A 26,874-nucleotide genomic window follows, 5' to 3' on the forward strand; every position below is an offset into this window, starting at 1 on the left:
CAGGAAAATTATTATACTTTTCAATAAAAATATAATTCTGTTGACAGAACACAATACTGATCCTATAATTCCAATTATAAGAGTAAGACAACGTTGTCACAAATATTGCGAGGGATGTGAATGGGAAATCATCCCGTGAAACTATCTATTGATTGAAACCGCTACCATAACATATGGCATGCGATGGTTGAATTCGGAATGGCGGTGGGGTAAATGGGGAGGAATGAGAAAAGCATGAAGACAGACAACTTTGGTAAAAGATTGAAGAAGAATATCGTAAGGGAATATGATTTGTATCTCCTGATCTTGCCGGTATTTCTCTACTTTATCATTTTTGAGTATATTCCGATGGTCGGGGTGCAGCTTGCGTTCAAGGAATTTTCTCCGATTCACGGTATTTTCGGAGATGAGTGGGTTGGATTGAAGTATTTCGAACGATTCATCAACTCGTATGACTTCTTACGGATTGTTACCAATACGTTGTTGATCAGCTTGCTTTCCTTGGCGATTGGGTTTCCGGCTCCAATTATACTGGCGTTGATGCTCAATGAGGTGACTTCCAAAAAATTCAAAAAGCTGGTGCAGACGGTTACTTATGCACCGCATTTTATCTCCACAGTCGTTTTCGTGGGAATGCTGATCGCGTTTCTCTCCCCATCCTCGGGAATGATTAATCTGCTACTGCAGAAGATGGGATTCGAGCCGATTCATTTTATGCAGAATCCCGATTACTTCAAGAGCATTTTCGTTATCTCAGGCGTATGGCAAGGGGTTGGCTGGGGTGCCATCATCTATATTGCCGCTCTCACCTCTGTAGATGTCAGCCTGCATGAGGCCGCAAAGGTGGATGGAATCACCAAACTGAAGAAGATATGGCATATTGATCTGCCGGCTATAATGCCCATTATCACAATCATGCTTGTGCTGCAGATAGGAAGCTTAATGAACGTGGGCTTTGAGAAAGTGTTCCTGATGCAGAACTCGATGAATGTCTCGAGCTCTCAGGTCATCTCGACGTATGTGTACAATGTCGGGTTGGTCGGCGTGCAGTACAGCTATGCAACGGCAATCGGGTTGTTCAATGCCGCTATTAATTTCATTCTGCTGATAACAGCCAATATTGTTGTGAAGAAGATGGGGAGGACGGGTTTATGGTAAACCAAAGCATCAAGGGACCTAGGGCTGACCGAATTTTTGACATCGTGAATTTGACGCTTGTCACGCTGGTCTTTATCGCGGTGCTATATCCGCTCCTTTATATATTAAGTGCTTCTGTCAGTGATCCTTATGCTGTGTCCAACGGTGAGATGTGGCTCTTGCCAGTGGATTTCACGTGGGAGGGATACTCCAAAATATTTGCCAGCAAGGAAATTTGGAACGGCTACAAAAATGCCATCGTCTACACAATAGTCGGTACGATTGTGAATGTTGTGATGACGGTCCTGGCGGCTTATCCTCTGTCTAGAAGCAACTTTATGGCACGGAATTTCTTCACTTTCATATTTGCATTCACGATGTTCTTCAGCGGCGGATTGATTCCCACTTACATGGTCGTTAAATCACTGGGGCTGCTTAATACGATGTGGGCCTTGATCTTGCCTAGCGCTGTGTCTATGTGGAACGTCATTGTGGCACGTACTTATTTTCAAATTTCGATTCCGGATGAGTTATACGAGGCAGCGCAAATCGATGGCAGCAAAAACTTCGGCTATTTACTAAGGATCGTACTGCCCCTGTCTAAACCGATATTGGCTGTGCTGACTCTTTTTTATGGGGTAGGGCATTGGAATAAGTTTTTCGAAGCACTGATTTATCTAAACGATACAAGCAAGTATCCTCTGCAGCTGATCCTACGGAATATTCTTATCAAAAATATGCTGTCGCAAGAGATGGTGGATCAGTTTACAGATTTCTCGGAGCAGGATCGGATTGCTGATGTAATCAAGTACGGGTTGATCGTCGTATCCTCGATTCCAATGCTGATTATGTATCCGTTTGTTCAAAAATATTTCGTTAAAGGGGTGATGATAGGATCCATTAAAGGGTAAGGCAAGTTATGAGAGTAGATCATGGTACGAAGACGATTATATTTTTTTCATCATAGGAGGACAGGAAATGGCAATACGCTTTCATTCCGACAAGAATCGGATAGTAGCGGATATAATACCTTTTTACGATAATGGTTATTATCATGTATACTATTTAAAAGGATTTACTGATGGAGCAGGCTGGAGCAGACATCAAACCCCTTGGGCTCATATTCGCAGCAGAGATCTGGTGGATTGGGAAGTAATGCCGGACGCGCTTGAGACAGGGCTTCAGAATGAACAAGACGGTGGGGCGTGTTTTACGGGCTCAGTCATCCGATGTGGGGAACAAATTCATATCTTTTATACAGGTTTTAGTCCGGGAAGTGCCTCAGGCAGGGAGCAGATCATGCAAGCCGTGTCCGACGATGGCATTCATTTCACGAAGAACGAACTTAACCCAATACTTAAGTTAGATTCGACCTATTACGGTGCAGGTGAGGATTTCAGGGATCCTTATGTTTTCTGGAATGAAGAGGAGCAGTGTTACTGGATGCTCTTTACGGCTGGAGCGCAGAAGCCTTTGAATGGGGTAAGAAGAGGAGTCATTGGATTAGCGGTTTCCCAGGATATGCAGCAATGGGAGTTTAGACCCCCGCTGTATGCTCCTAATAAATATCCGTCACTTGAATGTCCCGACCTGTTCCGCGTAGGGGATTGGTGGTATCTCGTCTTTTCTCAATTCGGTAGAACGGAATACCGGATGTCCAACTCTCCTAACGGACCATGGGAGCTTCCGGAATACCCGCATTTTGACGCTGGAGATTATTTCTTCTATGCAGCCAAAACCGTTAGCGATGGAACGAGACGTTATCTGTTGGGATGGTGCGGGGAGTTAGCGGGAGGAAAAGATGCGAGCTCTGCACAGTGGGGAGGCTCATTTGTTACCCCCAGAGAAATTGTGCAGAAGGCTAATGGAGAATTGGAGCTTGCCTGTCCGGAAGTATTCGAACGCTCACTTGTCGATTCGGGTAATAAGGGTCATCATAATTTCAGTCCAATTTCTGGCGAATGGGTATTTTCGGAGGGGGGAGCGACCTCTCATACCGATATTGGATTCGCGTCTTGTCTCATGGAAGAACAATCGAAAGATATTGGCTTGAAATTAAAGGTTTCAGTTGCAAATCATCATGGCAGCCTGGGTGTTCTTGTTCGATCGTCAGACGATCATTCGCATTGTTATGCAGTCACAATCGATTTGGGAGCGAGAATGCTGTCATTGGAACGCACTTATACAATAGAAGCATTCCATGGACCGGCAATGAGAGGCCCAAGGATTATATGCTCAAGAGGCTTGCCTGCTGAGCTTAATGAATCTTTGCCAATCATCCTCTTTTTGAAGGACAATATTATTGAAGTGTTCGTAGCCGGTGTAACGCTTACCGCACCGTTGAAAGATATAAGCTCCGGTCGCTTAGGATTATTTACAAGTGATACGAAGGCTGTTTTTTCAGAAGTGATTGTAAGGTGAGAGAGGAGGAGGAGGTAACATGGCTAACAGTCGAGACGTTGCCAAATTGGCAGGAGTATCCATATCGAGTGTTTCCAGAGCTTTCAGGGAAGACACTTATATTAGCAAAAGTGTAAAGGAACGCATCTTGAACGCCGCAGATCAACTAGGCTACACACCTAATTTAATGGCTAGAAGCCTAAAAAACCAGAAAAGTCATGTTATCGGCCTCATTATATCCGATATCGACAATCCTTTTTACTCCATCATTACCCGTATAATCGAGGCTGAATTGAAGAGAATTGGCTATCGACTATTGCTCTCCTACAGCAATGAGAATGCCGAGCAAGAAGCGGAGGATTTGAGCTTGCTGTCCAGATCTCGTGTCGATGGCATTATCTTCACACCAACCTCAACCAAGAACCAGTCTATGGTTAATCAATTGAAGAAGCAAAATATCGCATTGGTCCAGATGTTCCGCCAAGGATTCTCCGAACTTGATTCTGTACTGGTTGACGACCGCCGAGGCGCTTATATTGCAACCAAACACCTGCTGCAAAACGGCCATAAGGATATTTTGCTGCTTAGCGTAGAAAGTCAAATATCACCGAATCGTGCAGAGGGTTACAGACAAGCGATGGAAGAACAGAACATCCCGGTTAAAGACCATATGATTATGCATCTTCCATTTCAGACAGATCTTCGAATGACCATCTATAATAAAATTATGGAGACGAAGCCTACTGCGCTAATTGCCGGGACGAACACGATTGGGATGGATTTCATCAAGGTTTGCAAAGAGAACAAAATCTCTATTCCGAATGATATCAGCCTTATCATGTTCGATGATGTTTCCTGGGCGGGATTGCTTGATATTACTACGATCTCACAGCCGATAGAATACCTGGGTCTTTCTGCCTGCAGAACTATCATTGATCGGATCGAGAAGGACAAAAAAGGGGGACCCATTATTTCCTTGTTGGAGCCTTTTCTAATCTCGCGAAATTCGGTTAAGAACATGTATTTACGTTGATAATCTATGAAAAATGCCTTTATGGAGTGAGCCCTTGAATAATGAAGGCTCCTTATAGCTTATTGTGACATCGTTGTCATACAGGGCAATCATTCAAACTGCAGAAGGGAGTTGGACAGGATTGGGTATGATGCGTATCAGCCTGACTCGTGATTTTCTTGAGAAATTCCCGGATCCTTGGAAGATGGGACTGTCATGGCTGCGTGAGAATAACGCAATAAATTGGGATTGGTTCGAACAGCATTACGAAGAAGTGCAACCTAGCCAAGTTAAGGATGCAGACGTGGTCATTTCTTTGACGCCCAAATGGACGAAGAAAAGCTTAACGGAAGCAGAGAATCTCCTTCTGATTGCCCGTTGGGGAGTCGGTTATGACAATGTGGATTTGGAAGCCTGCACGGAAGCAGGGGTAATGGTAACCATTACCCCTGAGGCGGTCAAACGTCCAGTGGCTACAGCCAATGCAGCTATGGTGCTCGCTCTTGCGACTTCCCTTTCCGATAAGGATCGCAGTGTAAGACAGGGGGATTGGAGGCGTGGTTATGGATTGGTCGGACCAGGGCTTAGGGGGAAGTGCCTGGGTTCAATAGGCTTTGGCAACATTGCCAAAGAAACCTTCCGCTTGATGAGTGGCTTTGATATGAACTACTTAACCTATTCACCTCGAGCAGATGCGGAGATAGCCAATGACTTCAGCACGCGTTTGACGGATCTCAACACATTGTTGCGGGAAAGCGACTATTTGCTTATTAATTGCCCTTTGCGATCCGACACCTATCATATGATCGGCGCCGCACAATTGGACTTAATGAAACGATCTGCATTTGTGATTAATCTTGCCAGAGGTGCGATAGTAGATGAGTCGGCATTGATTCAAGCCCTGCGTAATGGCGATATTGCCGGAGCTGCGCTGGATGTATATGAACAAGAGCCTTTGCCGAACAACCATCCATTCCTTAGCATGGATCAGGTTATTTTATCCCCTCATTCACTGGCTATTACGGAAGACTTGACCGCAGGAATGGCTGCTCAGCTTAACGGGATCATCCAGCAATTATTAGAAGGTAATATTCCTCCGCATGTTATTAATCGAGAAGTGCTGGGCAGTGTCAGGCTTCAAGAGAAGCTGGCCAGAATTACAGCAAGCAGGGTGAATTAAAGAAGGGGAGTCTTTGAAAGGGAGCTGATGAAGATCATGCAGGAGAACAAAAGGTTGTTACACTACATACATCCGGAACATGCGATTGGCGACGTACATCCATTTCTTCACGATGGAACCTTGTATTTATACTATTTGAAGCCAGGAGGCAAATACGAAGCAGCGCTGCTGCGATCGGACGACTTCCTGAATTGGGAAGAAACAGTCATTACGCATGATCCCGATACGTTATTTCCTCCATTGAAGCCTTATTTTGTGCTCGGCATGTTTCATGATTCCTTCCAACGATTATTCCGCAGCTACTTCGGCAGTGAGAACGTCATGAGAGGCTCGGTGAGCGAGGATTTGCTGACTTGGCGAGCGGCAGGGGAAGCTTATAACGTACCCCCACAGCCGGAATATACGATTCTAAGAGACCCCTTTCTCTTCTGGAATGATGAAGAGCAGCTGTATTGGATTATCATGACAAGTCGAAAAGGAGGAGACAACAATGGTCCCAATGGAGGCATTGCCTTTGCATCGTCCTCCGATCTGATGACCTGGGTACCTCGCGGCGATCTATACTTCCATGGCGACATGGGTGATCCGGAATGTCCCGAAATGTTCCGCATCAACGAGAAATGGTATTTGCTCTACAGCGCATATGACCATGCGGTCGGAAGACCTGATTATCTGGTGAGCGATCATTCCACTGGACCTTGGGTCGCCCAACATTGGGCTTGCCTGGACGGAAGCGATCTGGCTGCCGCCCAAACCATACCCTACGGGGACGGCAGACTGATGTTCGGCTGGATTCCCCTTCAGGATAAGGAAACATTAGGCCATCAGTATTGGGGAGGACATCTTGCTTTTCCCCGTGAGATCTATCAGGATCGCGATGGTTCGCTCGCTTCGAGATTGGAGGCATCGGTTGGGAAGAGCATTCGCGGTGAGCTTCTATTATCCATGGATCAGGCCGCAATGAATCCAACGGCGGCGGTTGAAGCTTTGCCCGGCAGCTACGAGCGTATCGACATGGATATAACCATTCAATGGGACACTGGCTGTGAACGGGTAATAATATCCCTTCGGGATGAAGAGTCCCCGTATCCGGTAGACATCCAATTGGATCGCAAAGAAGGTCGATTGATGATTGCCACGAATGACACGATCCACAGCGATAGACCCGTTCATTCGTTAGACTCCTGCTCCCAGGTTCGCATCATTGTCGAAGAAGATATTATCGAGCTGTTCGTGGACGATCGATATTCTCTGGCCGCCAGGATTTCCGTTAAGTTACGTCAATTCACCGTAGGTCCCTCCACTGAAGGCGGGGCTGCAGCCTTGGAACGGATTCATATTTATCGCCTGAAGGGAGGTTGAGTAAGATCAGCCGTACTTTTCGAATGGGTATGATTGGCTGTGGCGCAATCTCCCATCTTCATGCAGGCTCCATTGCTGATCTTGCAGAGGATTTGCGCTTCTCAAGCTGCTGCTCACGGAATGAACGCCGTGTGCAGCAGTGGGCGGAGCAATATCATTGTGACAGTTTTTATACGGATTATGAAGAAATGTGCAGCAAGGAAGAGCTTGACGGAGTATTGTTGGCTACATGGCCGACGCAGCACTACGATCAGATTAGGATGCTTATCGATGCAGGCGTGAAAAACATACTGTGTGAAAAAGCATTGACTTTAACAGGTGAAGATGCCAGGGCCTTATACAATTACGCAAGGAAACATGATGTGTTCCTGATGGAAGGCTTTATGTATCGACATAATCCGGCCATTCATAAAGTTGCTGAGTTAGTCAACAGCGGTCGTTTTGGAGCAGTGGATAGTGCTCGGGCTGTATTTCATTCCTATGACGATGAAGCTTCCTCTCCGGAAGATGGGGATCGGAACTGGAGGCAGCGTAAAGAATGCGGAGGGGGTGTCGTCTATGATCGCGTATGTTATTGTGTCAATGCTCTCAGTCACTTCATCGGTGGAAATCCTGTCAGGGTGTTTGGAAGCGGTACCATAAGCGCCAAGTATGAAGTGGAGAATCGTTTGTACGGATTAATTGAATACGATAATGGACGAATCGGTGTGATCGAGAGCAGCAAGCAAGCGCATCAAAGCCAGGAACTGCAAATTACTTGTGCCAAAGGTATTGTTCATCTTCCGGTCGCGTGGACGATGAAGAAAGAGAGCGAGATTAGAGTGATGCAGGCGGGAGCAAGCAGTCCGCGGGAAGACGAAATCTATCGGGTTCCATGGATGGACTCCTATCGGCTGCAATTGTTGAATTTCGCTAGAGCTGCACGGGGCGAGGAGCTTCCGGTAATGCCTCTTCTGGAATCGGTGAACAATTCGTATGTCATCGAGTCGTTATTGAAGAGCATGCATGAGAAAAGGGCGATAGAAGTCAGGGTTGCGCAGTAATGGAGGAGGAAGCGTAATGGGGCTTTTACGATTTACAGGCAAGACGGCACTTGTTACCGGGGGGGCTTCCGGGTTCGGGTATGCTGCAATAGTCCGGATGGCGGAAGAAGGCTTGGGGACGGTTATCATTGTGGACCGGAATCGGGTATTGAGTGAGCAAGTACGGGATGAAGTTGCGGAGAGGGGCATTAAGGCTTTTTATATCGAGACCAATCTGGCAGAATTCCAAGCTATTGTCGGGATGGGTCGACAGGCTGCGGAGCTAGTAGATGGCTTGGATATTTTGATTAATAGTGCCGGGATCCCCATTGGCGGCGGCAATCTGGAAATGGCAAAGCCGGAAGCCTGGGAACCAGGTCTATCCATTAATATGAAGGCTCCTTATTTTGTTACGCAGCAAGTATTGCCTCTGCTCAAGAAGAGGGGGGCGTCTGTTGTGAATGTTTCCTCAGATGGTGCGACAATAAGCAGAGCAGGCGCCAGCCTGTACGATTCAACCAAAGCCGGTCTTCAGTCGCTGTCTAACAGTATGGCAGTCGAGCTCTGCAAATACAATATTCGGGTTAATACCATTGCTCCTGGGAGGGCGGCGACTGAATTTCATTATGGCTATGGGCCCGGTGCCGCTGACAGAAAGAAGGAGCTCGAACAGATGAGAATTACGAGCTGTATCATGAATCGCATCGGAAGAGCCGAGGAGATCGCTGCGGGTATTGCTTTTCTGGCCAGTGATGACTCTTCTTACATGACCGCTGCAACGCTATGCGTGGATGGCGGACGATCCGGAGTCGATCTGAATTATGCACAGTAACAATCCGGTGTGCCTCAGCCATTCAGGCTGAAATGTCTTGAATCGCAGGTTAACTCAATCCAGTTGAGACAACGTTGTCATAACGATTGCCGGGATCTGCGATTATGCTGTAAGCCATCCTGTTAGGAGGAATGAAGCATGTTGCGAAGGAAAATTCGCCCGCTGTTATTATCCATTCTTTTGTTTGTTACATCCGCCGCCTCTCTGGTTCAGGCAGAGGAGCCTGCGCCTGGATCGGGTAATTGGGCGGGCAAGCAGTATAAGGCTTCTGAAGCTTACAATACAACGACGCAAGGCAAACAATACTGGTACTATCAGGATTGGAACGGAAGCACTTATGAGAATATGGCTTATAATTCTTCTATTGATGGTTGGCAAGGAAGGGAAGAATGGTCTCGAATCGGCTTTCGAGGTGCGGATAAAATGCACCCGGGGAGATCTAATGTAGACAGTGTTCGGACTTTTGAAGCTCCGGTTAGCGGGGTTGTCGCAGTATCTGGAGATATTAAGAAATATGATCGAAATGGCGGCGACGGCGTCAATGTGAAAATTATGCATAATGATACGCAAATATGGCCGGCCTCGGGGTGGCAGCATATAACCTACAATGAGGCAGTCGGGATCGCTGTCGATGTTACTGTGGATGTAGAAAAGGGCGATCATCTTCGTTTTGTTCTCAACCAGAATATTAACATCTCCAACGATAATACGATCTGGGATCCAGTAGTGACGTATATTTCCTCGGATGCTCCGGATATTCCTGTGATCACAGGAGTTGAAGAAGGCATCCTATACAGAGAGGCTAAGACGCCAGTGTGGGTTAATGCTGCAGGCACGACAAGCTTAGCGTTTCTGACGAAAGACAACGGCGCCGGTGTACCTTATATAGCGGGAACACCTATTGTCGAAAGCGGGCGTTATGAGTTGGATGTCACCTCTACCAGCATAGCGAGCGGGTTATCAGCGTCTACCAAAATTACATTCACTTTGAATCTGGATCCGGGAGCAGGAGACTGGGCAGGCCGCACGTTCAAGTCGTCGGAAGCTTATAACATGCAGAAGCAGGGAACCGGGAACTGGTACTACATGGACTGGAACGGCACCGATTATTATTACATGGGTTATCAGAGCAACTCGTTTAATGCATGGCAAGGAAGAAGCCCCTATACACTGATCGGATGGAACGGCGCGGAAACGGTGCACCCTGGTGACGGATCGGATATGGTTCGTGTTTTTAAAGCTCCGGTCGATGGCGAGGTGTTGATCTCCGGCAACGTCAGGAAGCGTGACAAGAATGGTGGAGATGGTGTACGGGCCAAAATTTTGAAGAATAACGTGCAAATCTGGCCAGCCTCGGGATGGCAGCATGTCGCATTCAATGATGGCGTTGGATATACGATCAACTTGCCGACTGAGATCTCCCGAGGCGACAAGCTTCAGTTTGTCCTTAACAAAAACGGTAATATTACCAATGACAGCACTTACTGGGATCCATCTGTGACTTACCTGTCTTCGGAAGCGCCCGAAGTGCCGCATATAGAGGGTGTAGAGGACGACAGCGTATACACATCGGCTGTTACTCCTGGTTGGTCGAATCCTGCGGGCACTTCAAGCACGGCTGTCTTATCCCTAGACGGTGGAGCCCCCGTGCAATTTATGCAAGGTGCTTCTATCAGCGCTCAGGGCAACTATGTCTTGACGGTGACCAGATCGAGATCGGTGGACGGTCATCTATATCAGGCCTCACAGCAGGTCGGATTCGGGATCGGGGTGCAGAGCAAGAAAAGGTATATCGCATCGGAAGGATTCTCGACAACCGCGCAAGGAAACGAGCATTGGCATTACCGGGAAAGCGATGCTGCCGGTTATCGGGACATGACTTATAATACTGTTATACGAGCATGGCAAGGCACGAACGGCCAAGCCTTGATCGATGAGGACAAGATGCGTCCGGGAACTTCTTCCGACAGTGTAAGAGTATTCAAGGCGCCAGTCGAAGGGAGCCTGAGGATTAGCGGAACGGTCAATAATCCGGATTCTGCGAGCGGCATTGGCGCAAGGGCGAAAATTCTTCTTAACGATGTTCAAATCTGGCCATCTGTGGGATGGATCGGAGTTGTGTACAACAACGGCGTCGGGTATAACGCCGACTTACCCGTCTACGTATATCCCGGAGATGAAATCAGATTCGTGCTTAACAGCAATGGAACGGTTATTGAGAACAGTCTCGACTGGAATCCGTCCATAAGCTATTCTGTCGATCCACTCAAGGATAGGCTGCATTACAGACAGTCATCGCATTATATAGGCGATGTGCATCCTTATTACGAGAATGGGATTTACTATTTGTACTATTTGAAGCCTGGTACTTTCGAGCCCCTTCTCGTGACTTCCACGGATATGATTCATTGGGAAACTCAGGTGCTGACGCACGGCAGCCCTCTACCAGCACAAGTATATTATGCGCTCGGCGTTTTTAAGGATGGCAATACGTACCGAAGCTATTACGGTAATTTCAGCTCGATGAAAGGCTCCGAAAGCATAGATTTGCTGCACTGGAACAATGCTTCGGCTGACTATGATATTGCCAATAATATGAGCCTCTTTGCGGCCGGCGCAAGAGACCCTTATGTGTTCTGGGATCCGGATATCGAAGCGTACCGGATGGTCAGCACCGCTTACCGCTCCAATCCGAGGAACGGCATTGGCACTACATTGGATGCTTCCATTGCCTTGACGACTTCGAATGGAGCCGACTTGACGGACTGGGGAACGCAGACAGAGCTTATACGCTTTCCGAATGCGGGTGCACCGCTTAGCACAGCCCAAGATCCCGAAGTGTCGCAAATGTTCAAGATAGGAGATCGCTGGTATTTAATGGCCAGCATTGCCGGACAATCCGTGCATCACGTCGGCAAGCCGACTTACTGGATTGGCTCTCCGAATACGCTGATCGATCAGGAGGACTGGTCCTCCAAACAAGCGCACAGCTTGGATGGAGAAGACCTGGACGCTGCACAGATTTTCCAAAGCGATGGCAAGTGGTATATGCTGGGATGGCTTCCGCAGCAGGCAACCGGCAATGCTTGGGGGGGACATTTGAGCTTACCACGCGAAATTTATCCGCTCAGCGATGGGACCTTGGCTGCCAGATTAGAGACCGGCATCAGTGCTGCCATACGTGGAGACTTACTGTATTCTTCCGCTTCTCCGTTACCGATCGTCTCGGAAGCGGGCAGCTGGCAGACCAATAATTCTGTTGTCCATTATTCCGGTACCGGCTTCGGTATGGCTAAGCTGCCAGGAACGTATGACAGAGTCGATATCGAGCTGGAAATTTCTTTGGATGCAGGAGCAGCCCGGGGCGGCTTATTGATAGACAAAGACAAAAGCGGCCCTTACGGCTATGAATTAACGTTGGACAGAATCAACAATATGATTCGAGTCAGAAAGGATACGACAGGCTCCGGCGGTTGGATTAATTTCGCGGATATGAAGGTTAAACCGGGAGATCTGAGCGGGACGAACAAACTCCGGGTAATCGTGGAGGGAGATATGCTTGAGCTATTCGTGAACGATAAATATACGCTAGCAGCACGCATTTCCACAGAGTTGTCCGCCACGGGCATCAGGCTTTTCGCTTCGGGAGGAGATGCTTCCTTTGGCAGTATTCAGATTCGTTCATTAAAGAGCAAATCTGTTACTGTCGTCGATAAGACGCAGTCGAAGAGTAAGGCAAAGCCGGGTACGCCTGTCCTTTCGGATAATCACGGTTGGTATGAAGCATCGCTTCCATATGGGGATTACAATATCACCATGAACATGTGGTATGGCGATAACGGTACAGTATATAAGCTGTATGAAAACGATAGCTTGATCGATACGAAGACTCTGACTGACAATTCACCGAATGCACAAACAGCGGTGACTACCATAAGGGGCAAGCCCAATGGCATCTATCGTTACTATGCAGAGCTTACCAATGCATTCGGCACGACGACTGGTGCTCTGCATGTGGTAGAGGTAACGAATGCAAGCCCGGGCAAGTCCGTCCTGTCCCACGACAACTGGGACGGTGATGGCAGCTTTAAGGTCAGCATGAATATGTGGTGGGGGACTAACGGCACGACGTATAATTTGTACGAGAACGGTGTGCTTATCTACACTCAGCCCCTGACAGGGAACTCACCGGCTGCCCAGTCAGCTGTGACCAACATAACGGGCAGAGCAATCGGAAGCTATCACTACCGCGGTGAGCTGGTTAATAAAGCTGGGGCTGTATCCAGCGATACGTTGATTGTTAATGTAACCAAGTAACTTCATTTCGGGAATGACAACGTTGTCACAAGGCGTATCCGCTTTGTTAAGGAGGTGGTATAAGAAAGGCAGATCGGGGTAAGTTTCGTGTTTCGTCCACATCGGAAAGTGCGGGTCATTGATTCAATCATCCAATATCGGGAGGGTTTAACATGGGTATGGGGATATCAAAACAACTTCTTGGAACGGTAGCGCTTGCTGGGATTTTAACTATCATGGCAGGCTGCACAGGAAATAAAGAAACAAATACAAAAAGCAGTGAATCGCCTAAAGCGACAAACAAAACCGCAGAAAAAGTCTCCATTAAGATGGGGGTCATGAAGGCTGCGGATCATGGGGACTTCAAGTCGATGAAAGTGGTCACGGACTATGAAGCGAAGAGCAACATCCATATCGACTGGGTGGAAATACCGCAGCAAAACTTTCAGGAAAAATGGAATTTGATGCTGAGCAGCGGAGACTACCCTGAAGCTTTCTATGGCAGGGGGATGGAGAACAGCGGATTGGATGAGCTGTATGGCAAAAACGGCGTGTTTCTCCCGCTGGATGACCTGATTGAGAAACATGCGCCTAACATCAAGAAGATGTTCGACACGGTTCCGGGGGCAAAAGCCAGAAGCATGGTGAACGGCAAAATTTATTCTTTGCCGAATCCGGCCAGCGCCTACCATATTCAGACGGAGCACAAATTCTACATCAACAAAGTATGGTTGGAAAAACTGGGTCTGAAGGTGCCGACAACGACGGATGAGCTGTATGAAGTTCTCAAAGCGTTTAAGACCAAGGATCCGAACGGCAACGGCAAGGCCGATGAAATTCCGTTCACGACCTTATCGGTTGGGGGCTACGACGGGTTGGATACGCTGTTCGGCTCTTGGGGTGTACCGGATAATGCACGTGACCACCTGAATTTGAATAATGGCAAGGTAAGCTTCGTTCCGGCGCAGGACGGCTACAAGAAAGGCCTGGAATATTTGAATAAGCTGTACAGTGAAGGCCTGATCGATCAGGAGGTATTCACGCAAACGGATCAGCAAGTGACTGCAAAAGGAAGTGGGAAGGACGTCGTATTGGGCAGCTTCATCCGTCATATCGGCGACTATGTGGTTGGTTCGGAGCGCTTCGACGATTATGTGGCGGTTCCTGTACTGAAGGGGCCGGATGGCCAGCAATTGGCGACAAAGATCGACTTTCCGCGATTGATGCTCAATACATTTGTCATTACGAACAAGAATAAAAACCCGGAAGCTACAATTCGCTGGATCGATTATATGTTTACAGAGCAAGGGGCGCTCGAGTTCAACCTGGGGCCGGAGAATGTGAACTGGAAACGCAATGGAGATGGTACGTGGGAGCTGATCCCTCCGCCTGCAGGGGTGAATTCCAACACTTTCCGCAATGGCAACTCACCGGGAGGGTACGGATTGTCCTGGATGAGCGAGGCAGTGAACGCCAAAGCAAAAACCACTTCCAAGATCGAGCAGGCTTATAATGAGCATACAAAGTTGTATGAAAAGTTTTTCCCGAAAGAGGTTTACCCGACACTGAGGTTGACTCAGCAGCAATCGGATGCGCTTAGCACGATTAAAGGCAGTTTGTTCAATTACGTGAACGAGATGCAAGGGAAGTTCGTCACTGGGCAGCAGTCATTAAGCAAGTGGGACGATTACGTGAAGGAACTGAACAAGATCGGGGCGGATAAGTACGTCAAGATCATGCAAGAAGCTTACGACAGCTACAAAGCCATCAAATAATACCGGCATAGGGATACATGTACAGGAGCAGCCTCACTATTGCGGCTTCTTCTGTACATCTTCTTATATAACGGAAGATATGCAAAGGAAGCGAGGTATAATCATGCCGGGTTATAAGCCGAAAGGGCTGGAAATGTGGGATGCTTGGTGTATTGAGCACGAAGGTGTGCTGCACATGGTTCATCTTCAATTTTTGTCGCAAGATTCAACACGCAGCAAGAAGGAGGCAAGCTCTCTAGGACATGCCGTCTCCAACGATCTGATTCATTGGGAAGAGCTGGTCCCTGCGTTCGAACCGGGAGAGGCTGGCAGTTTGGATGATCTTCAGCCATGGACGGGTTGTATATATAAGCATGGAGACACCTTCTACTTGTATTACACGATGCGTTCTAGTCTCAATGATGCCAAAGAGCAGCATATCGGATTAGCTACCAGCCAGAATTTGACCGACTGGTCCAGGTATCCGGGAAATCCTGTTATTTCACCAGATCCTCGCTGGTATGTGAACAGAGATATGCCTTTGCCGAATGGTGTTGTGGATGGCCGCGACCTGGTAATCGTAGAGAACCCCGAAGGCAAAGGATGGTACGGCTTCTATGCTGCAAGGACGCCGTCTACCAAATTGGCCGAAGGCGCTGTCATTGCCCTGGTCTACAGTGAGGACCTATTGAATTGGGAGCATCGCCCTCCGGCATTTGCACCTAATAAGTATGCCTGTATTGAAGTGCCGGATGTGTATTTCCTGGACGGAAGATGGTATATGACTTGTCTTACCGGGATTGGATATGGCAATCGAGGCATTTTCAAAGAGAAGTCTGCCACTCATGGAACGATCTATGCAGTTGCCGATTCCATCGAGGGACCCTATTACGAATGGCCTGATGACCACTTGCTCCTTGCAGGGGATTATTCTAGTGGATACTCCTGCCGCAGCTTTATCTTTCAAGACAAACGGTATGCCTTGTATACGGAACGAAAGACGAACACAATCTCGCCGCCAATGGAGCTGTGTACGACTGAGGAAGGATACTTGCGGCTGAAATATTGTTCATTGACACAATCCTGGCGGAAAAGCGCGTTGATTGAATCAAGCTTTATGCCGGAAATTGCAAGCTTGCCTTATTGTCATCGGATCTGGAGGCTGCCAGGCGCAACGTGGGAGATGGAATCAAACACTTATCTCGGTCAAGCCTATCCGGGCAGCTGGCAGATTGCCGATCTTGCAATCGGCAGCGCCGATATGGAGATGGAAGCCACTCTTACGATTCTGAGCGGTACAGCCGCAGGATTAGTCTGGCGCGGACACTCGTCGCATGTGGACTGCAGCGATAATGTTATTTTTATGCTCGATGCTAATGAAGGTGTCGTTAGTGCGAACATTGCTCCTCACTTCGGCGAGACCTGGTCGAGGAACTGGCCGATTAGACGGGCACAACCGTACCATGTCCGCGTAGTCATTCGCCGACCTCGCGTTGAGGTGTATGTAGATGATTGGCTTGTTCTTCAATTTGCCGGCAAATTTGCTGAAAGTATTGAGCCCAGTGTCGGTCTGTTTGTGGATCGGGCTGCTGCGAGGATCAGCAATTTGACTGTTTATGCCATCTCGCAAGAGGAATAGCCTTAGGAGGCAGTTTGGGAGGACTATGAGAAAAAGAAGCTTGCTCTGGATCATACTCTGGGGTCCGATATTAGCAATAGCCGCTATCATTGTTTATAGTACACTGAACGCTCCGACAACTCTGAAGAACACGGATGATGGAAATGTTAATAAAGGAGAGGCAGTGAGTTCATCCGAAATTCGACCTCAATCGGGAACAGCAGCTTTACGTTCATTCGTTCATTTTAAGCCGAATTCTCATTATTTGGGGGACGTCCACCCCTTTTACGAGAACGGGCTTTACTATCTTTATTATTTGAAGCCAGGTGGCTTTGAATCTGCACTTGTTACTTCCAACGATATGATTCATTGGCAGAACCAAGAGCTGAAGCATAACGGGTTGGCGGCTTTTGCTGCCTATTATGTGCTGGGTGTCTTCAAGGATGGAGCTGTTTACCGAAGCTACTTTGGGAATCATCATTCGATGAAAGGCTCGGAAAGCGAAGACTTGTTCAATTGGAAAAACTCTGATTTCGCCTATGACATCCGGGGGAAGTCCAATGAATATATAGCCGGTGCAAGAGATCCTTATGTGTTCTGGGACCCGGACATCGGAGCATACCGAATGGTAGCAACAGCTTACCGATCCAGGGAAAGGATTAATGTCGGCAGCGGACTTGATGCCACAATCACCCTGTCAACAGCTGAAGGAAATGATCTGACGAACTGGGGAACACAAGCGGATTTGATCCGTTTTCCCAATAAGGACGTGCCACTCGGGTCTGCCAAGGATCCGGAGGTTGCCCAAATGTTTAAGATAGGGGATCGTTGGTATTTGATGGCGAGTATTGCCGGGCAATCCGTTCATCATGTTGGTCAACCGACCTACTGGGCAGGTGAACCCAATCAACGGATCGACCAAGTGGATTGGGCCTCTCAGCAGGAGCGAACATTGGATGGGGAAGATCTCGCAGCTGCTCAGCTGTTCTACAATGGCTCCAAATGGATTCTCCTCGGGTGGATTCCGCAGCAGGCAATGGGCAATCTCTGGGGAGGACACTTAAGCTTTCCGCGTGAAATCTACCAGCGCGAAGACGGATCCCTGGCAGCGAGGTTGGAAACGAAGTTCGGTGAGAAGATTCGCGGTCAACTCCTGTATGCGGTGGATACCTACGAAGGTAATGACGGGGGTCTTGCCCGTTTGCCAATCACAGGTGATGGAATAGATATGGAAATGGAAGTTGATATGGGGTCGTCCGGTACTCGAGCAGGCCTCGTTCTGGGTATAGATCAGTCTAGCCCATATGGAATAGAAGTGATGCTGGATTCAACTAATCATACGATTAGTATTGGAAAGGGTACTGCCGTCCCTGAACAAAGAATGACATTCAGTGACAGGAAGGTAGCAATCGGCAGCCTTGAAGGGAAGAACAAGCTTAGAGTTGTGATGGAAGGAGATATCATTGAAGTTTTCTTGAATGATACGTATACTTTGGCCTCCCGGATATCGTCTGACCTGAAGGATGCGAATATGGATCTGTTTGCCCCCGCAAGCGATACCCATTTCAGGAACATCCAAGTATACTCATTAAATAACAGTCCATATTCAGAGAGTAAGTAATGGAGGTATCTTAAATGGAAAAGCTATTGTTTTTCGATGATCATTTTCTCACCGTAAGAAACAATGTAACCAGGAAAACATCCAAGCCTGCTTTACTCTCGGAATCCCTCTATTATGACCCTAATATGGAGGAAGTGAATTTGAGATGGGGTTATCCGTTTGTATTCAGAGATGAATTAAACAGCAAGTGGAGAATGCTGTATCAGGGCTGGCCTGTCGACCGGAACCTTCTTCCTTGTATTGTGACGTTTGCTGCCGAAAGCAACGACGGGCTTCATTGGGAACCTACGGATACGACACAATGGGTTGAAATGGAAGATCGCAGATACCCCCATCAGCTATTGCCCCTGCAAATGTTCGGCGGGATGTTCGGTGAGGGTCAGTTTTTTATGGATCAGAGAGCATCGGCGGAAGAAAGGTTTAAAGCGTTAGTGATATACCGGTTGCCGAAGTTTGAATTCAGGAGCTGTATATTCGTCTCCGCAGATGGATTGAGATGGAGCTTGAAGGAAGGAGCGGAGTGGCACAAGGGCAACGACGCTCCCGATTATCCGGTATCTATATTCTGGAATGAGGTTCGGCAGCAATATGTTCTGGTCGCAAGACCTGCACATGCAGATCGGAGAATCTCGGTATCCGAAACGAAGGACTGGATAAATTTCACTTCCCAGGAGCTGGCTTTGCAGCCGGATGCTCTTGATGAACCGCTGACCCAGATGTATGGCATGTCGGTATTTCCTTATGACAGCTACTATCTTGGATTTCTGCTGCTCTATCATCCGACTCCCTATCATGAATTTTTCGGCAAAAGGGTGAGCAGTCTTTCCTCACACAAGTTTATCGACGGTCATGTGGAATGCCAATTAGCCTACAGTATGAACGGATGGCATTTCCAGCGGGGACTGCGAGACACATTCATTGGACTGGGTGAGCCCGCCGCTCCTGATTTCGGCTGCGCTTATCCATGCTCCATCGTCAGAGTGGAGGATCATTTGATTATCTACGCATCAATTGGTTCCCAGGAGCACGGGAGAATACCGGCCGGATCAGGTGCAATTGCTGCTTATAAATTAAGGGATGACGGATTCGTCTATCTGGAGAGCATGAACGGCTTTGGACAAATCGGAACGAGGTGTCTATGGTGGAATTCCGGAGAGCTTTCCCTCAACATATGGAACCCGAGTGGAGAAATTTTCGCTCAAATTACCGATCAAGCCGGGAAAGCGATAGAGGGATATTCATCCGGTGAATGCATTCCCTTCACGGGAGATAGCGTAAATTGGTCGCCTCAGTGGACTTCAGGGAAAACAATGTCAGACTTGTCCGGCACCATTATTACCGTTGAATTGTTCATGAGAGGAACGAGGCTGTATTCGATTAAAGGTGATTTTATTCCATTAATTATTCCTCAAATAGAGATGTATAATCACTTTGGCACCATTCCCGAGAAGACATTTGGATTCTGATTGAAACTATTACCCACCCCCGTAAACATGCAGAAAGCATGCACTTACGGGGCTTTTTGCAGTAGAGTTTCAAGTTATTTTAATTAAAATAGATGACATTCACATTCAATTCACATTTATATGGTATTGTAAACCTAATATTTCAACACATATAAGGTGATCAATACGTGAATAAGCGAATGAAGCTACTATCTTTTGCTCTGATCTTGATTTTACTGCTGCTAAGCTTGAATACCGATACCGTTTCTATTCTAATTGCAGGTGACCCGGAAGTATTACAATACTTGTCGCAGGGAAGTATTTTTATACTTCTTTTTTTTACAATCCTGCTGATGACGATTCAAAATATGCTGCCGATCATTCCGCTATTTTTATTGATTTCGGTGAATGTTTCCGTTTTCGGGTTTACAACTGGGTTTATTTGGAGCTGGCTGATCAGCGTTATAGGGGCTATTCTGTCATTTATGATTGCCCGTTACTGGTTCCAGTCTTTTATTAATAAATTTGTAAACGATAAGGTAAAGCTGAAAATTAAAGAGCAGGGCTTCTGGTATGTATGGATAGGAAGAGTGCTGCCGATTATGCCCACAAGTGTGATTAATATTGCCGCTGGGGTGAGTTCAGTCCGTTTCAGCATCTTTTTATACGCAACTATTCTTGGCAACATGATCTATATCTTGATTCTCTCCTTGATCTCACAAGGTTTATTGTCTATGCAACTAGAAATGCAAATCATTATTCCTATTGCTGTATTGGTGCTTGTGGCGTACGTTATAATGAAGCTATGGAAAAGGAAACAGATGAACAACGACAAACTAAGCAGCAAGTAAAAGGAGACAGCAGACGTGAACTCTTCCAACTCGGCAAAGGCTAGACCGACATTAACAGAAGGTCCAATAGCCAAAACACTGTTTCTATTCTCTCTGCCCATTCTACTAGGGAATGTCCTCCAGTCTCTTAACGGCTCCATTAATGCGATCTGGATCGGCAAGTTCCTCGGGGAACAAGCGCTTGCAGCTACATCTAATGCCAATATTCTCATGTTTTTACTGATTAGTGCTATATTCGGGATTGCAATGGCAGCCGTTATCTTGATTGGTCAGAACCTCGGTGCTAAGCGGGTTGAAGAGGCCAAGAAGGTTGTAGGTACCAGTACCGTATTCTTCTTTGTACTCTCCCTCCTGGTTGGGGTGCTGGGAATGGTGTTCTCTTCGCACATCCTAGACTGGATGAACACACCTGCGGATGCACGAGAATTTGCTGTGACTTACACAAGAATTATGTTTGCTGGCGTTCCGTTTATGTTCGGGTATAACCTGGTCATGGCGATTCTTAGAGGATCGGGCGATGCCAAGACCCCATTTTACTTCCTGTTGCTGTCCGCTGCGCTTGATATTGTGCTGAACCCGTTATTAATTCAAGGGATGGGGCCGTTTCCTGAACTAGGGATAGCCGGGTCGGCAATAGCTACCTTTATTTCGCAGCTTGTCAGTCTCACTTTGTTGATTTTATATTTGTACCGCAAAAAGTATTTCCTGCGGATTACCAGGGACGATGTTCATTTATTAACTTTTGACTGGGTCATTATTCGAACACTGATTCAGAAGGGCCTTCCGATGGGGCTCAGCATGATCGTGGTGTCCTTGAGCAATATTTTCTTGATTCATCTGATCAATTCCTACGGGTCGGAATCAGCCGCTGCTTTTGGAGTGGCTACGCAAATCGCTAGTTATGTGCAGATGCCAGCTATGGCTATAGGCGGGGCGGCGACCTCGATGGCAGCTCAAAATATTGGAGCAGGCAAATGGGACAGAGTGGGCCGCATCACTTGGACCGGTGTCGGATTTAACGTGCTCCTTACAGGATTAATCGTGCTTTTGATTCACTTTTTCAATAGAGAGGTGGTCGGGTTGTTCCTTCCTGCTGAAGGAAAAGCAATTGATATAGGTGTCCATATCAATAACATAACCCTTTGGTCCTTTATTCTGTTTGGGATTTTTAATGTAGTCGGCGGGGTAGTACGTTCTTCGGGTGCGGTTATTCTTCCGCTTGTGTTTACCTTTATAGCACTCCTAGGGGTACGGAATCCACTTGCGATATGGCTCGGTCATGAATATGGATTCGATCATATATGGTGGAGCTTCCCGATCAGCTTCTTTATTGCTGTTGCCCTGAATGTGTGGTATTACAGGTTCGGTAAATGGAAGCAAGCCAGAATGGTGAGTGCTGCGAATAAGGTGTAAACGGCGGCCCGGGAAAAAGTAGACAGTGTCGTTCAAACATAATTTCTCGGTTCGTGGTATACTATAGGGAGAAGTAACATGGAAAAGGAACAAGAAAGGTGCTAATGATGCGTGAATTTGAAGATTGGAATCAAAAAGTGAAGAAAACGTTTAATGCGACAAGTAATGAAGAGGTGTTGACCGTTACTGAAGCAGGAAGCGCGTTGGGGTTGTCCAAAGATCAGATGAAGGTATATGTAGACAAACACAAGCTGACCAAGATCCCTATTATGAGAAGCGTCCATAGGTACTTGTTGCTGAAAAGCGAGATCGAAGAGATCCTTAGCAAGACCAAAACTTTTGTATAATCAGACACCGACGCGGTGTCTTTTTGCTGTTACGTCTTAAGCTTCAGCTCTTGAATCCTACCAAAAACCGCGCAGCGTCATGAGCAGGCTGCGCGGTTTTTGGTCATTGTCCAATCGTCTTACTGCATGAGCCCGATAATGACTCCTGCAGCTGCATACGAGACAAGATGATAGCCGACCGTAATGAGGTACAGCTTGAAGGGAGCGTTCTCGAACAAATAGTTCATGCCGATCTTAACGGAGATGCTCACGCCAATCAATAGAGCTACCGTCAGCGCTGATACCAGAGTTGTCTCTTCGCCCATCGTTACGAGCAGAGCCAATAAGAAAGCGCCAATCAAGGCCGTCAGAGCAGTCAGCACATAGGTTCCCGCGCCGCCTCCCGACATGTCTTCCATCTTCAGCTTCCGCAGCTTGGCCCAAGCATTGCCGAACAGCACTGGTGAATACCACAAAAACCCGAGCACCATAGTAACAACAGTGGCAATAAGAACGGCCCAATAATTGACCTCTGACAAATTCAACATTCCAGCTCTCCCTTTGGCTACAACGCCAATGTAATGCCTCGCTATACTTAGTCTATACTGGCATCTTATTTGTGGCAATACTAGCGGGCTACTCACTAACGATTGATCAGAACTACTGGTATTTGTCCGGAGGCGGTCTGGTTTCGACTGCAGAGATGATTAATCAAGCGGCGAAGGGTTATAAATAAGCGAATATAAAAAGAGCCGATGACAGATTCATTCTGCCTCGGCTCTTTCGTGTGCGATGAAGTTAGTTGTTCGAATTAATAAGATCAAGAGGACGATTGGTACACACTTCGTGCTACAATATCCGGCAGCTCTGCTAATTGAGCCTGATACACTTGCAAGGGAATGCTTCCCTCAGCCAGGCGTTTATTCAATTGTTGCGTTAATTGGGCTACTTGAAGATCGATGATCGGCTGGACTTCCTTATCATTGCCTGCTGCGATAGCAGCAAGGGAGTGACCGTTATACAGGGCGTCCACCACTTGTTCATCAGACGAAGCTCCTAACACTTCCAGGAACGTATCTGCACCTGATGCATGGATTACAGACTCAGATGAGCTTGTTTTGGGATCAGATTTGTTAGCTCCAGACGCATCTAATGGGAGTTGCGCTGTATTAGCATTAGCCTCATCAGACCACAATCCTCCACCCATCGTAATGGCAAATGCCATAGTTCCAATTATAATGATTCGTTTGATTTGCATAAGTCTATCCTTTCTTCAGAACCGTTATGAGAGAAGTCTCCTCCATTGTTTACCCCTTTCTATACGTTTGAATCATATATTAGTTGCAAATTGAGTTTCATAATTTCTGGATTTCTACATACAGTTGATAAAGTCGAAAGTTATTTAATGGCCATAAGGAGTGTGAATTTCAATCCGGGTACAAGATATTGAAAAAGGGTTGCGGCTATCCGAGAGAGCGGGTTGGGGCTTTAATGAAAGCTCGATTAGCAAAACATCGCTGATACAATTATGTCGGAGGTTAGACGACCATGGAGGGACAATCAAGCTATTAGAGCTTGGTGGGGGACAGTCAACGCTATTCTGGTGGGCGCTCCGAGCGCTTGAGCTGCTGCAGGTAGAGGTTACAACGTTAGTTCATGAGGCAGAGTGGGCAAAGGAATTACAACATCGGGTAGAAACGGAAAAGAACTTCAAGGTGATTTCCCAGACGCTGAGGCAGATTACAGATGAAGAGCTGGAGTTCATGTTATCCAATCCGCTGGATGCAGCTTCGATTTGGGCATCTACCGGATCCGTTGTTCCACGGCATGCCTGGTATAAGGTAAGGAATTGCTTTTATGGTGAGGCCAACCGTATCGGGCTGTCGCCTCAATCCCTTGACGTTGTGGTAGTTGGCGGACCGCAAACAAATGGAAGATCGCTTGCTTGTCTGTTGTTGTGTCGTGAATTAAAGCCTGACGCATTCGTGCTAGTAGATCAGTTTGATGAATATCCATTTCTTCATGATCTGGGCAGAGTGTTCCGATTCGAGGAAATGTATCGTGAAGTAATCGGCGGGAAGCGTTCGGTACTGCTGCGCCTGCAGGGGATGCGTGCGGGTGTATGCGTGGGTTGAGCGGGCTTGATGGGTGAGGAATGGTTGGTTCATAATCATGCAAGGGAGCATCGTAAAGGTGCTCTTTTTTGCATTCCAAATAAAGCAACAACCAAGAGGCTGCTGTAACTTCAAATTGTAATTGACGGTATTCCAAGGAAGAAACTATAATAAAAACAAATCAGGAACAAACCAGATAAGTGTGACATCTTGTGCGATTATGTTGTTTTAAACTAGAAATACACCAAACAAATAGAGCTTCGCCGGAAGGATCATTGCTCCTATGATGCACGTTTCAAATATACAAGAACTGCTTGCATTATCTCTAAGCGAATGCAGAGCGTACGAGCTAGTCTATGTCCGAGGCTATTATACAGAAAACGATGGCGGGGGGAAGCTGGTACATTGGGTCCCCGCAAGCACCAGAATGCATAATAACGGAACCGTGTTCAATCCTTACCCTGACAACGTACACGCAGGCCGATGGGAGCAGGTCCATAACGGAGTTGCGGATTTTCGCGCCTTCGGCATATTCGACCAGACTCAAAATGCTGATGATGCGCTTGACTCGATGGTGAACGACTTGTCTATTCATCGGATTGAAGCTTACTCGGATCTTAACTTTGTAAGACGCCATGTCTTCAATCGCAGCAACATCGAGATTGATTTCCGTAATCACACGGTTACAACCGAAGGAATTGAGTTGAATACACAAGATAACCCTTTCGGAGCTGTTATCTGCTTTCGAGGTGTGCCTGCTGGTATAACGCAAACGGTTACGCTATCGGCTGCTCTTGCAGAGCTATCCGATGTGCTCGAAGTCCATGATACGAGTGTGTTTCAACTGGAAGATTGGTGGCTCGCCCGAGTGGATAATCACCCTGCAGGCGCCGCTCAGCGTGAACTTGATTACTTATTAAGAGTAACCGAGATTGTTGATGCTACTCATATTCGTGTGAATTACAAGCTGGGATGGATGATCGCCAAAGGACGTCAAGTGACCTACAAACAGATGAGCCCTGTGTACCGCAGCCATGTTCGCAATATGAGATTCGTGGGCGTGCCTGTGCCTCCTACAGATTCCGTAAGCGTCCGGCCGTTCGAGACATGGGATCAGATTGGCTCTAATCCAGTTGCCTACGAATTCGCTGTTGAGTGCGATGTATCCGGTATTTATGCAACCCGAGTGTTCTGGCCGGTTGTCGAACGCCGCTATTGCTCGCATTTCGTAACAGAGCGCTGTGAGTTGATTAATCCGGAGGAGCGGGACTGGGGCGGCACCGGATATCTGACTCAACAGTTGAACGTGCTGTACGGCCAGATTAGAGATTGCAATACAAGCAATTCCCGTCACCTTAATGACTTCACATGTGCCGCCTATTGCATTGTAGAGAATTGCCATGGAGATGGAGACGACTACGGCCCATTTGTTACACACGGACAGTATGAGCATGATCTCACATATATCGGTAACTCTGGTCTATTATCGTTCGCCAACAGCGGTACGACCTGGGGCGATAGCGCCAAGCGCATCACAGTTAAGAAGCATGTGGCCTCGCGTATCGTCGCGCATAAGTGTTTGACGGATCTTACATTGGAGGACGTGCATGCTGTTAAAAAAGAAGGACTGCCTGACTCCGGCTCGATCTGGGCTAATGTTGACGGGTTACAGATGAGGGGCTGTACGGCAGAGGCGATGATCAAGCTGTCGAAGAGCTCGGATCGAGCGAAGCGCAAGAACATTATTGATAGCTGTACGTTCACCATGATCGCGGGAGGCGAGATTGCCTTGCCAATCCGGGAGGGTACCGCTAGCGTCGGTACGATGCCTGTTGACGGCGATCTTCTCATTCTGAATAGCGAATTTAATCATATTGAGCAGGTCGATTTCGGCAGCATCAACCGTTTGACGCTTATTAACACCTGGTTCAAAGGAGCATCGCAAGAGACGGGTACCATTCGAATCGGTTCGCGAGATATTATCATGCAAGGCGGCGGGTTCTTGGATTGCGGATTCGTCTTGACAGGTGCTTGGGATAAGACTAACCGTGACGGAACGAACCCTGATCATAAGACGAATCAGACGCTTGTAATAGAAGGCGGAGCTCTGATGCAGGGAACGAATGGTGAGAAGGCATTCTTCAAGAGCATAGATCCAACCAACATTGTTACTTGGAGCTTCGGCACTTGCGTAAGTGATGCTGCCGACGCCAACACCGCACACTTCCATATCGAAGCCGGTACGCACAAGTTTAAGGCGGTCGGAGCTTGCTTTAAGGGTGGTCAATATAAGGCTGGCACAGGCGGCTTTGCGGGTCGGAGCTACTTTTTCCTTTCCTCCTGCATTGAAGAAGACGTGAATCGTGATTCTCTGCCTCTGGAGGATAACAACAGGATCAAACATAGCTTCAATAATATTGTTTTGTAACGGGTGAGGCATGGGTCTGCAATCAATGTCTCCCGACAGGTTCAGCAGAGATATGATATACTG

At 47.4% G+C, this 26,874-nt stretch carries 20 protein-coding genes; 18 read left to right on the forward strand and 2 right to left on the reverse strand.

All coding sequences use genetic code 11. From position 1 onward, the window contains the following. Positions 1–234 precede the first annotated feature (234 nt). The 16 genes from AC58QD_RS15935 to AC58QD_RS16010 all read left to right on the forward strand — a co-directional run bounded on the left by AC58QD_RS15935 (position 235) and on the right by AC58QD_RS16010 (position 22,290). Positions 235–1,158 carry an ABC transporter permease gene (locus AC58QD_RS15935; protein WP_497334890.1) on the forward strand — a complete coding sequence of 308 codons (924 nt, stop codon included), beginning with the start codon at positions 235–237 and terminating at the stop codon, positions 1,156–1,158. Continuing rightward, a complete protein-coding gene (locus AC58QD_RS15940; protein WP_497334892.1) occupies positions 1,152–2,048 on the forward strand; it encodes a carbohydrate ABC transporter permease in 897 nt (298 codons plus the stop codon). The genes AC58QD_RS15935 and AC58QD_RS15940 overlap by 7 nt, the downstream gene beginning before the upstream one ends. A 67-nt stretch (positions 2,049–2,115) precedes the next feature. Next, positions 2,116–3,558: a family 43 glycosylhydrolase gene (locus AC58QD_RS15945; RefSeq protein ID WP_497334894.1), complete on the forward strand. Its 1,443-nt coding sequence runs from the start codon at positions 2,116–2,118 to the stop codon at positions 3,556–3,558. Between the two features lie 19 nt (positions 3,559–3,577). After that, positions 3,578–4,570 (forward strand): LacI family DNA-binding transcriptional regulator, encoded by a 993-nt coding sequence (locus tag AC58QD_RS15950; protein ID WP_497334896.1) that lies wholly within the window; start codon positions 3,578–3,580, stop codon positions 4,568–4,570. A gap of 127 nt (positions 4,571–4,697) precedes the next feature. Continuing rightward, a complete protein-coding gene (locus AC58QD_RS15955; RefSeq protein ID WP_497335015.1) occupies positions 4,698–5,729 on the forward strand; it encodes an NAD(P)-dependent oxidoreductase in 1,032 nt (343 codons plus the stop codon). 54 nt (positions 5,730–5,783) lie between these two features. Beyond that, positions 5,784–7,091, forward strand: coding sequence for a hypothetical protein (locus tag AC58QD_RS15960; RefSeq protein WP_497334898.1), 1,308 nt, complete (start codon positions 5,784–5,786; stop codon positions 7,089–7,091). After that, positions 7,088–8,134, forward strand: a complete 1,047-nt coding sequence (locus AC58QD_RS15965) for a Gfo/Idh/MocA family protein (RefSeq protein ID WP_497334900.1) — start codon at positions 7,088–7,090, stop codon at positions 8,132–8,134. Before AC58QD_RS15960 ends, AC58QD_RS15965 begins: the two co-directional genes overlap by 4 nt. A gap of 16 nt (positions 8,135–8,150) precedes the next feature. Next, entirely contained in the window at positions 8,151–8,945 is a 795-nt protein-coding gene (locus AC58QD_RS15970; RefSeq protein WP_497334902.1) for an SDR family NAD(P)-dependent oxidoreductase, read from the forward strand. Positions 8,946–9,083: 138 nt separating this feature from the next. Then, positions 9,084–13,262: a GH32 C-terminal domain-containing protein gene (locus AC58QD_RS15975; RefSeq protein ID WP_497334904.1), complete on the forward strand. Its 4,179-nt coding sequence runs from the start codon at positions 9,084–9,086 to the stop codon at positions 13,260–13,262. A 152-nt stretch (positions 13,263–13,414) separates the two neighbouring features. After that, positions 13,415–15,016, forward strand: coding sequence for an extracellular solute-binding protein (locus tag AC58QD_RS15980; protein WP_497334906.1), 1,602 nt, complete (start codon positions 13,415–13,417; stop codon positions 15,014–15,016). Positions 15,017–15,119: 103 nt separating this feature from the next. Beyond that, a complete protein-coding gene (locus AC58QD_RS15985) occupies positions 15,120–16,634 on the forward strand; it encodes a family 43 glycosylhydrolase (RefSeq protein WP_497334908.1) in 1,515 nt (504 codons plus the stop codon). Positions 16,635–16,659: 25 nt separating this feature from the next. After that, positions 16,660–18,234: a GH32 C-terminal domain-containing protein gene (locus AC58QD_RS15990; protein ID WP_497334910.1), complete on the forward strand. Its 1,575-nt coding sequence runs from the start codon at positions 16,660–16,662 to the stop codon at positions 18,232–18,234. Between the two features lie 14 nt (positions 18,235–18,248). Further along, a complete protein-coding gene (locus AC58QD_RS15995; protein ID WP_497334912.1) occupies positions 18,249–19,700 on the forward strand; it encodes a hypothetical protein in 1,452 nt (483 codons plus the stop codon). Positions 19,701–19,867: 167 nt separating this feature from the next. Further along, entirely contained in the window at positions 19,868–20,530 is a 663-nt protein-coding gene (locus AC58QD_RS16000; protein ID WP_497334914.1) for a TVP38/TMEM64 family protein, read from the forward strand. Positions 20,531–20,545: 15 nt separating this feature from the next. After that, positions 20,546–21,943 carry an MATE family efflux transporter gene (locus AC58QD_RS16005; protein WP_497334916.1) on the forward strand — a complete coding sequence of 466 codons (1,398 nt, stop codon included), beginning with the start codon at positions 20,546–20,548 and terminating at the stop codon, positions 21,941–21,943. Between the two features lie 107 nt (positions 21,944–22,050). Further along, a complete protein-coding gene (locus AC58QD_RS16010; RefSeq protein WP_497335017.1) occupies positions 22,051–22,290 on the forward strand; it encodes a DNA-binding protein in 240 nt (79 codons plus the stop codon). A gap of 119 nt (positions 22,291–22,409) precedes the next feature. On the opposite strand, the gene AC58QD_RS16015 is transcribed toward AC58QD_RS16010, so the two are convergent. Then, positions 22,410–22,817 carry a DUF1761 domain-containing protein gene (locus AC58QD_RS16015; protein ID WP_497334918.1) on the reverse strand — a complete coding sequence of 136 codons (408 nt, stop codon included), beginning with the start codon at positions 22,815–22,817 and terminating at the stop codon, positions 22,410–22,412. 272 nt (positions 22,818–23,089) lie between these two features. Next, a complete protein-coding gene (locus AC58QD_RS16020) occupies positions 23,090–23,527 on the reverse strand; it encodes a hypothetical protein (RefSeq protein WP_497334920.1) in 438 nt (145 codons plus the stop codon). Positions 23,528–23,726: 199 nt separating this feature from the next. Between AC58QD_RS16020 and AC58QD_RS16025 the strand changes: the two genes are divergently transcribed. Next, complete coding sequence (locus tag AC58QD_RS16025; protein WP_497334922.1) at positions 23,727–24,404, forward strand: hypothetical protein; 678 nt, start codon at positions 23,727–23,729, stop codon at positions 24,402–24,404. Positions 24,405–24,666: 262 nt separating this feature from the next. After that, complete coding sequence (locus tag AC58QD_RS16030) at positions 24,667–26,811, forward strand: putative phage tail protein (protein WP_497334924.1); 2,145 nt, start codon at positions 24,667–24,669, stop codon at positions 26,809–26,811. The last annotated feature ends 63 nt before the right edge of the window (positions 26,812–26,874 follow it).

The organism is Paenibacillus sp. J2R1T-4 (genome assembly GCF_059692235.1).

Excerpts from the sequence above, each read along its gene's own strand:
- AC58QD_RS15935 (WP_497334890.1), top strand. The coding sequence starts at position 235 with ATGAAGACAGACAACTTTGGTAAAAGATTGAAGAAGAATATCGTAAGG.
- AC58QD_RS15940 (WP_497334892.1), top strand. The coding sequence starts at position 1,152 with ATGGTAAACCAAAGCATCAAGGGACCTAGGGCTGACCGAATTTTTGAC.
- AC58QD_RS15945 (WP_497334894.1), top strand. The coding sequence starts at position 2,116 with ATGGCAATACGCTTTCATTCCGACAAGAATCGGATAGTAGCGGATATA.
- AC58QD_RS15950 (WP_497334896.1), top strand. The coding sequence starts at position 3,578 with ATGGCTAACAGTCGAGACGTTGCCAAATTGGCAGGAGTATCCATATCG.
- AC58QD_RS15955 (WP_497335015.1), top strand. The coding sequence starts at position 4,698 with ATGATGCGTATCAGCCTGACTCGTGATTTTCTTGAGAAATTCCCGGAT.
- AC58QD_RS15970 (WP_497334902.1), top strand. The coding sequence starts at position 8,151 with ATGGGGCTTTTACGATTTACAGGCAAGACGGCACTTGTTACCGGGGGG.
- AC58QD_RS15975 (WP_497334904.1), top strand. The coding sequence starts at position 9,084 with ATGTTGCGAAGGAAAATTCGCCCGCTGTTATTATCCATTCTTTTGTTT.
- AC58QD_RS15980 (WP_497334906.1), top strand. The coding sequence starts at position 13,415 with ATGGGTATGGGGATATCAAAACAACTTCTTGGAACGGTAGCGCTTGCT.
- AC58QD_RS15985 (WP_497334908.1), top strand. The coding sequence starts at position 15,120 with ATGCCGGGTTATAAGCCGAAAGGGCTGGAAATGTGGGATGCTTGGTGT.
- AC58QD_RS15990 (WP_497334910.1), top strand. The coding sequence starts at position 16,660 with ATGAGAAAAAGAAGCTTGCTCTGGATCATACTCTGGGGTCCGATATTA.
- AC58QD_RS15995 (WP_497334912.1), top strand. The coding sequence starts at position 18,249 with ATGGAAAAGCTATTGTTTTTCGATGATCATTTTCTCACCGTAAGAAAC.
- AC58QD_RS16010 (WP_497335017.1), top strand. The coding sequence starts at position 22,051 with ATGCGTGAATTTGAAGATTGGAATCAAAAAGTGAAGAAAACGTTTAAT.
- AC58QD_RS16015 (WP_497334918.1), bottom strand. The coding sequence starts at position 22,817 with ATGTTGAATTTGTCAGAGGTCAATTATTGGGCCGTTCTTATTGCCACT.
- AC58QD_RS16020 (WP_497334920.1), bottom strand. The coding sequence starts at position 23,527 with ATGCAAATCAAACGAATCATTATAATTGGAACTATGGCATTTGCCATT.
- AC58QD_RS16030 (WP_497334924.1), top strand. The coding sequence starts at position 24,667 with ATGATGCACGTTTCAAATATACAAGAACTGCTTGCATTATCTCTAAGC.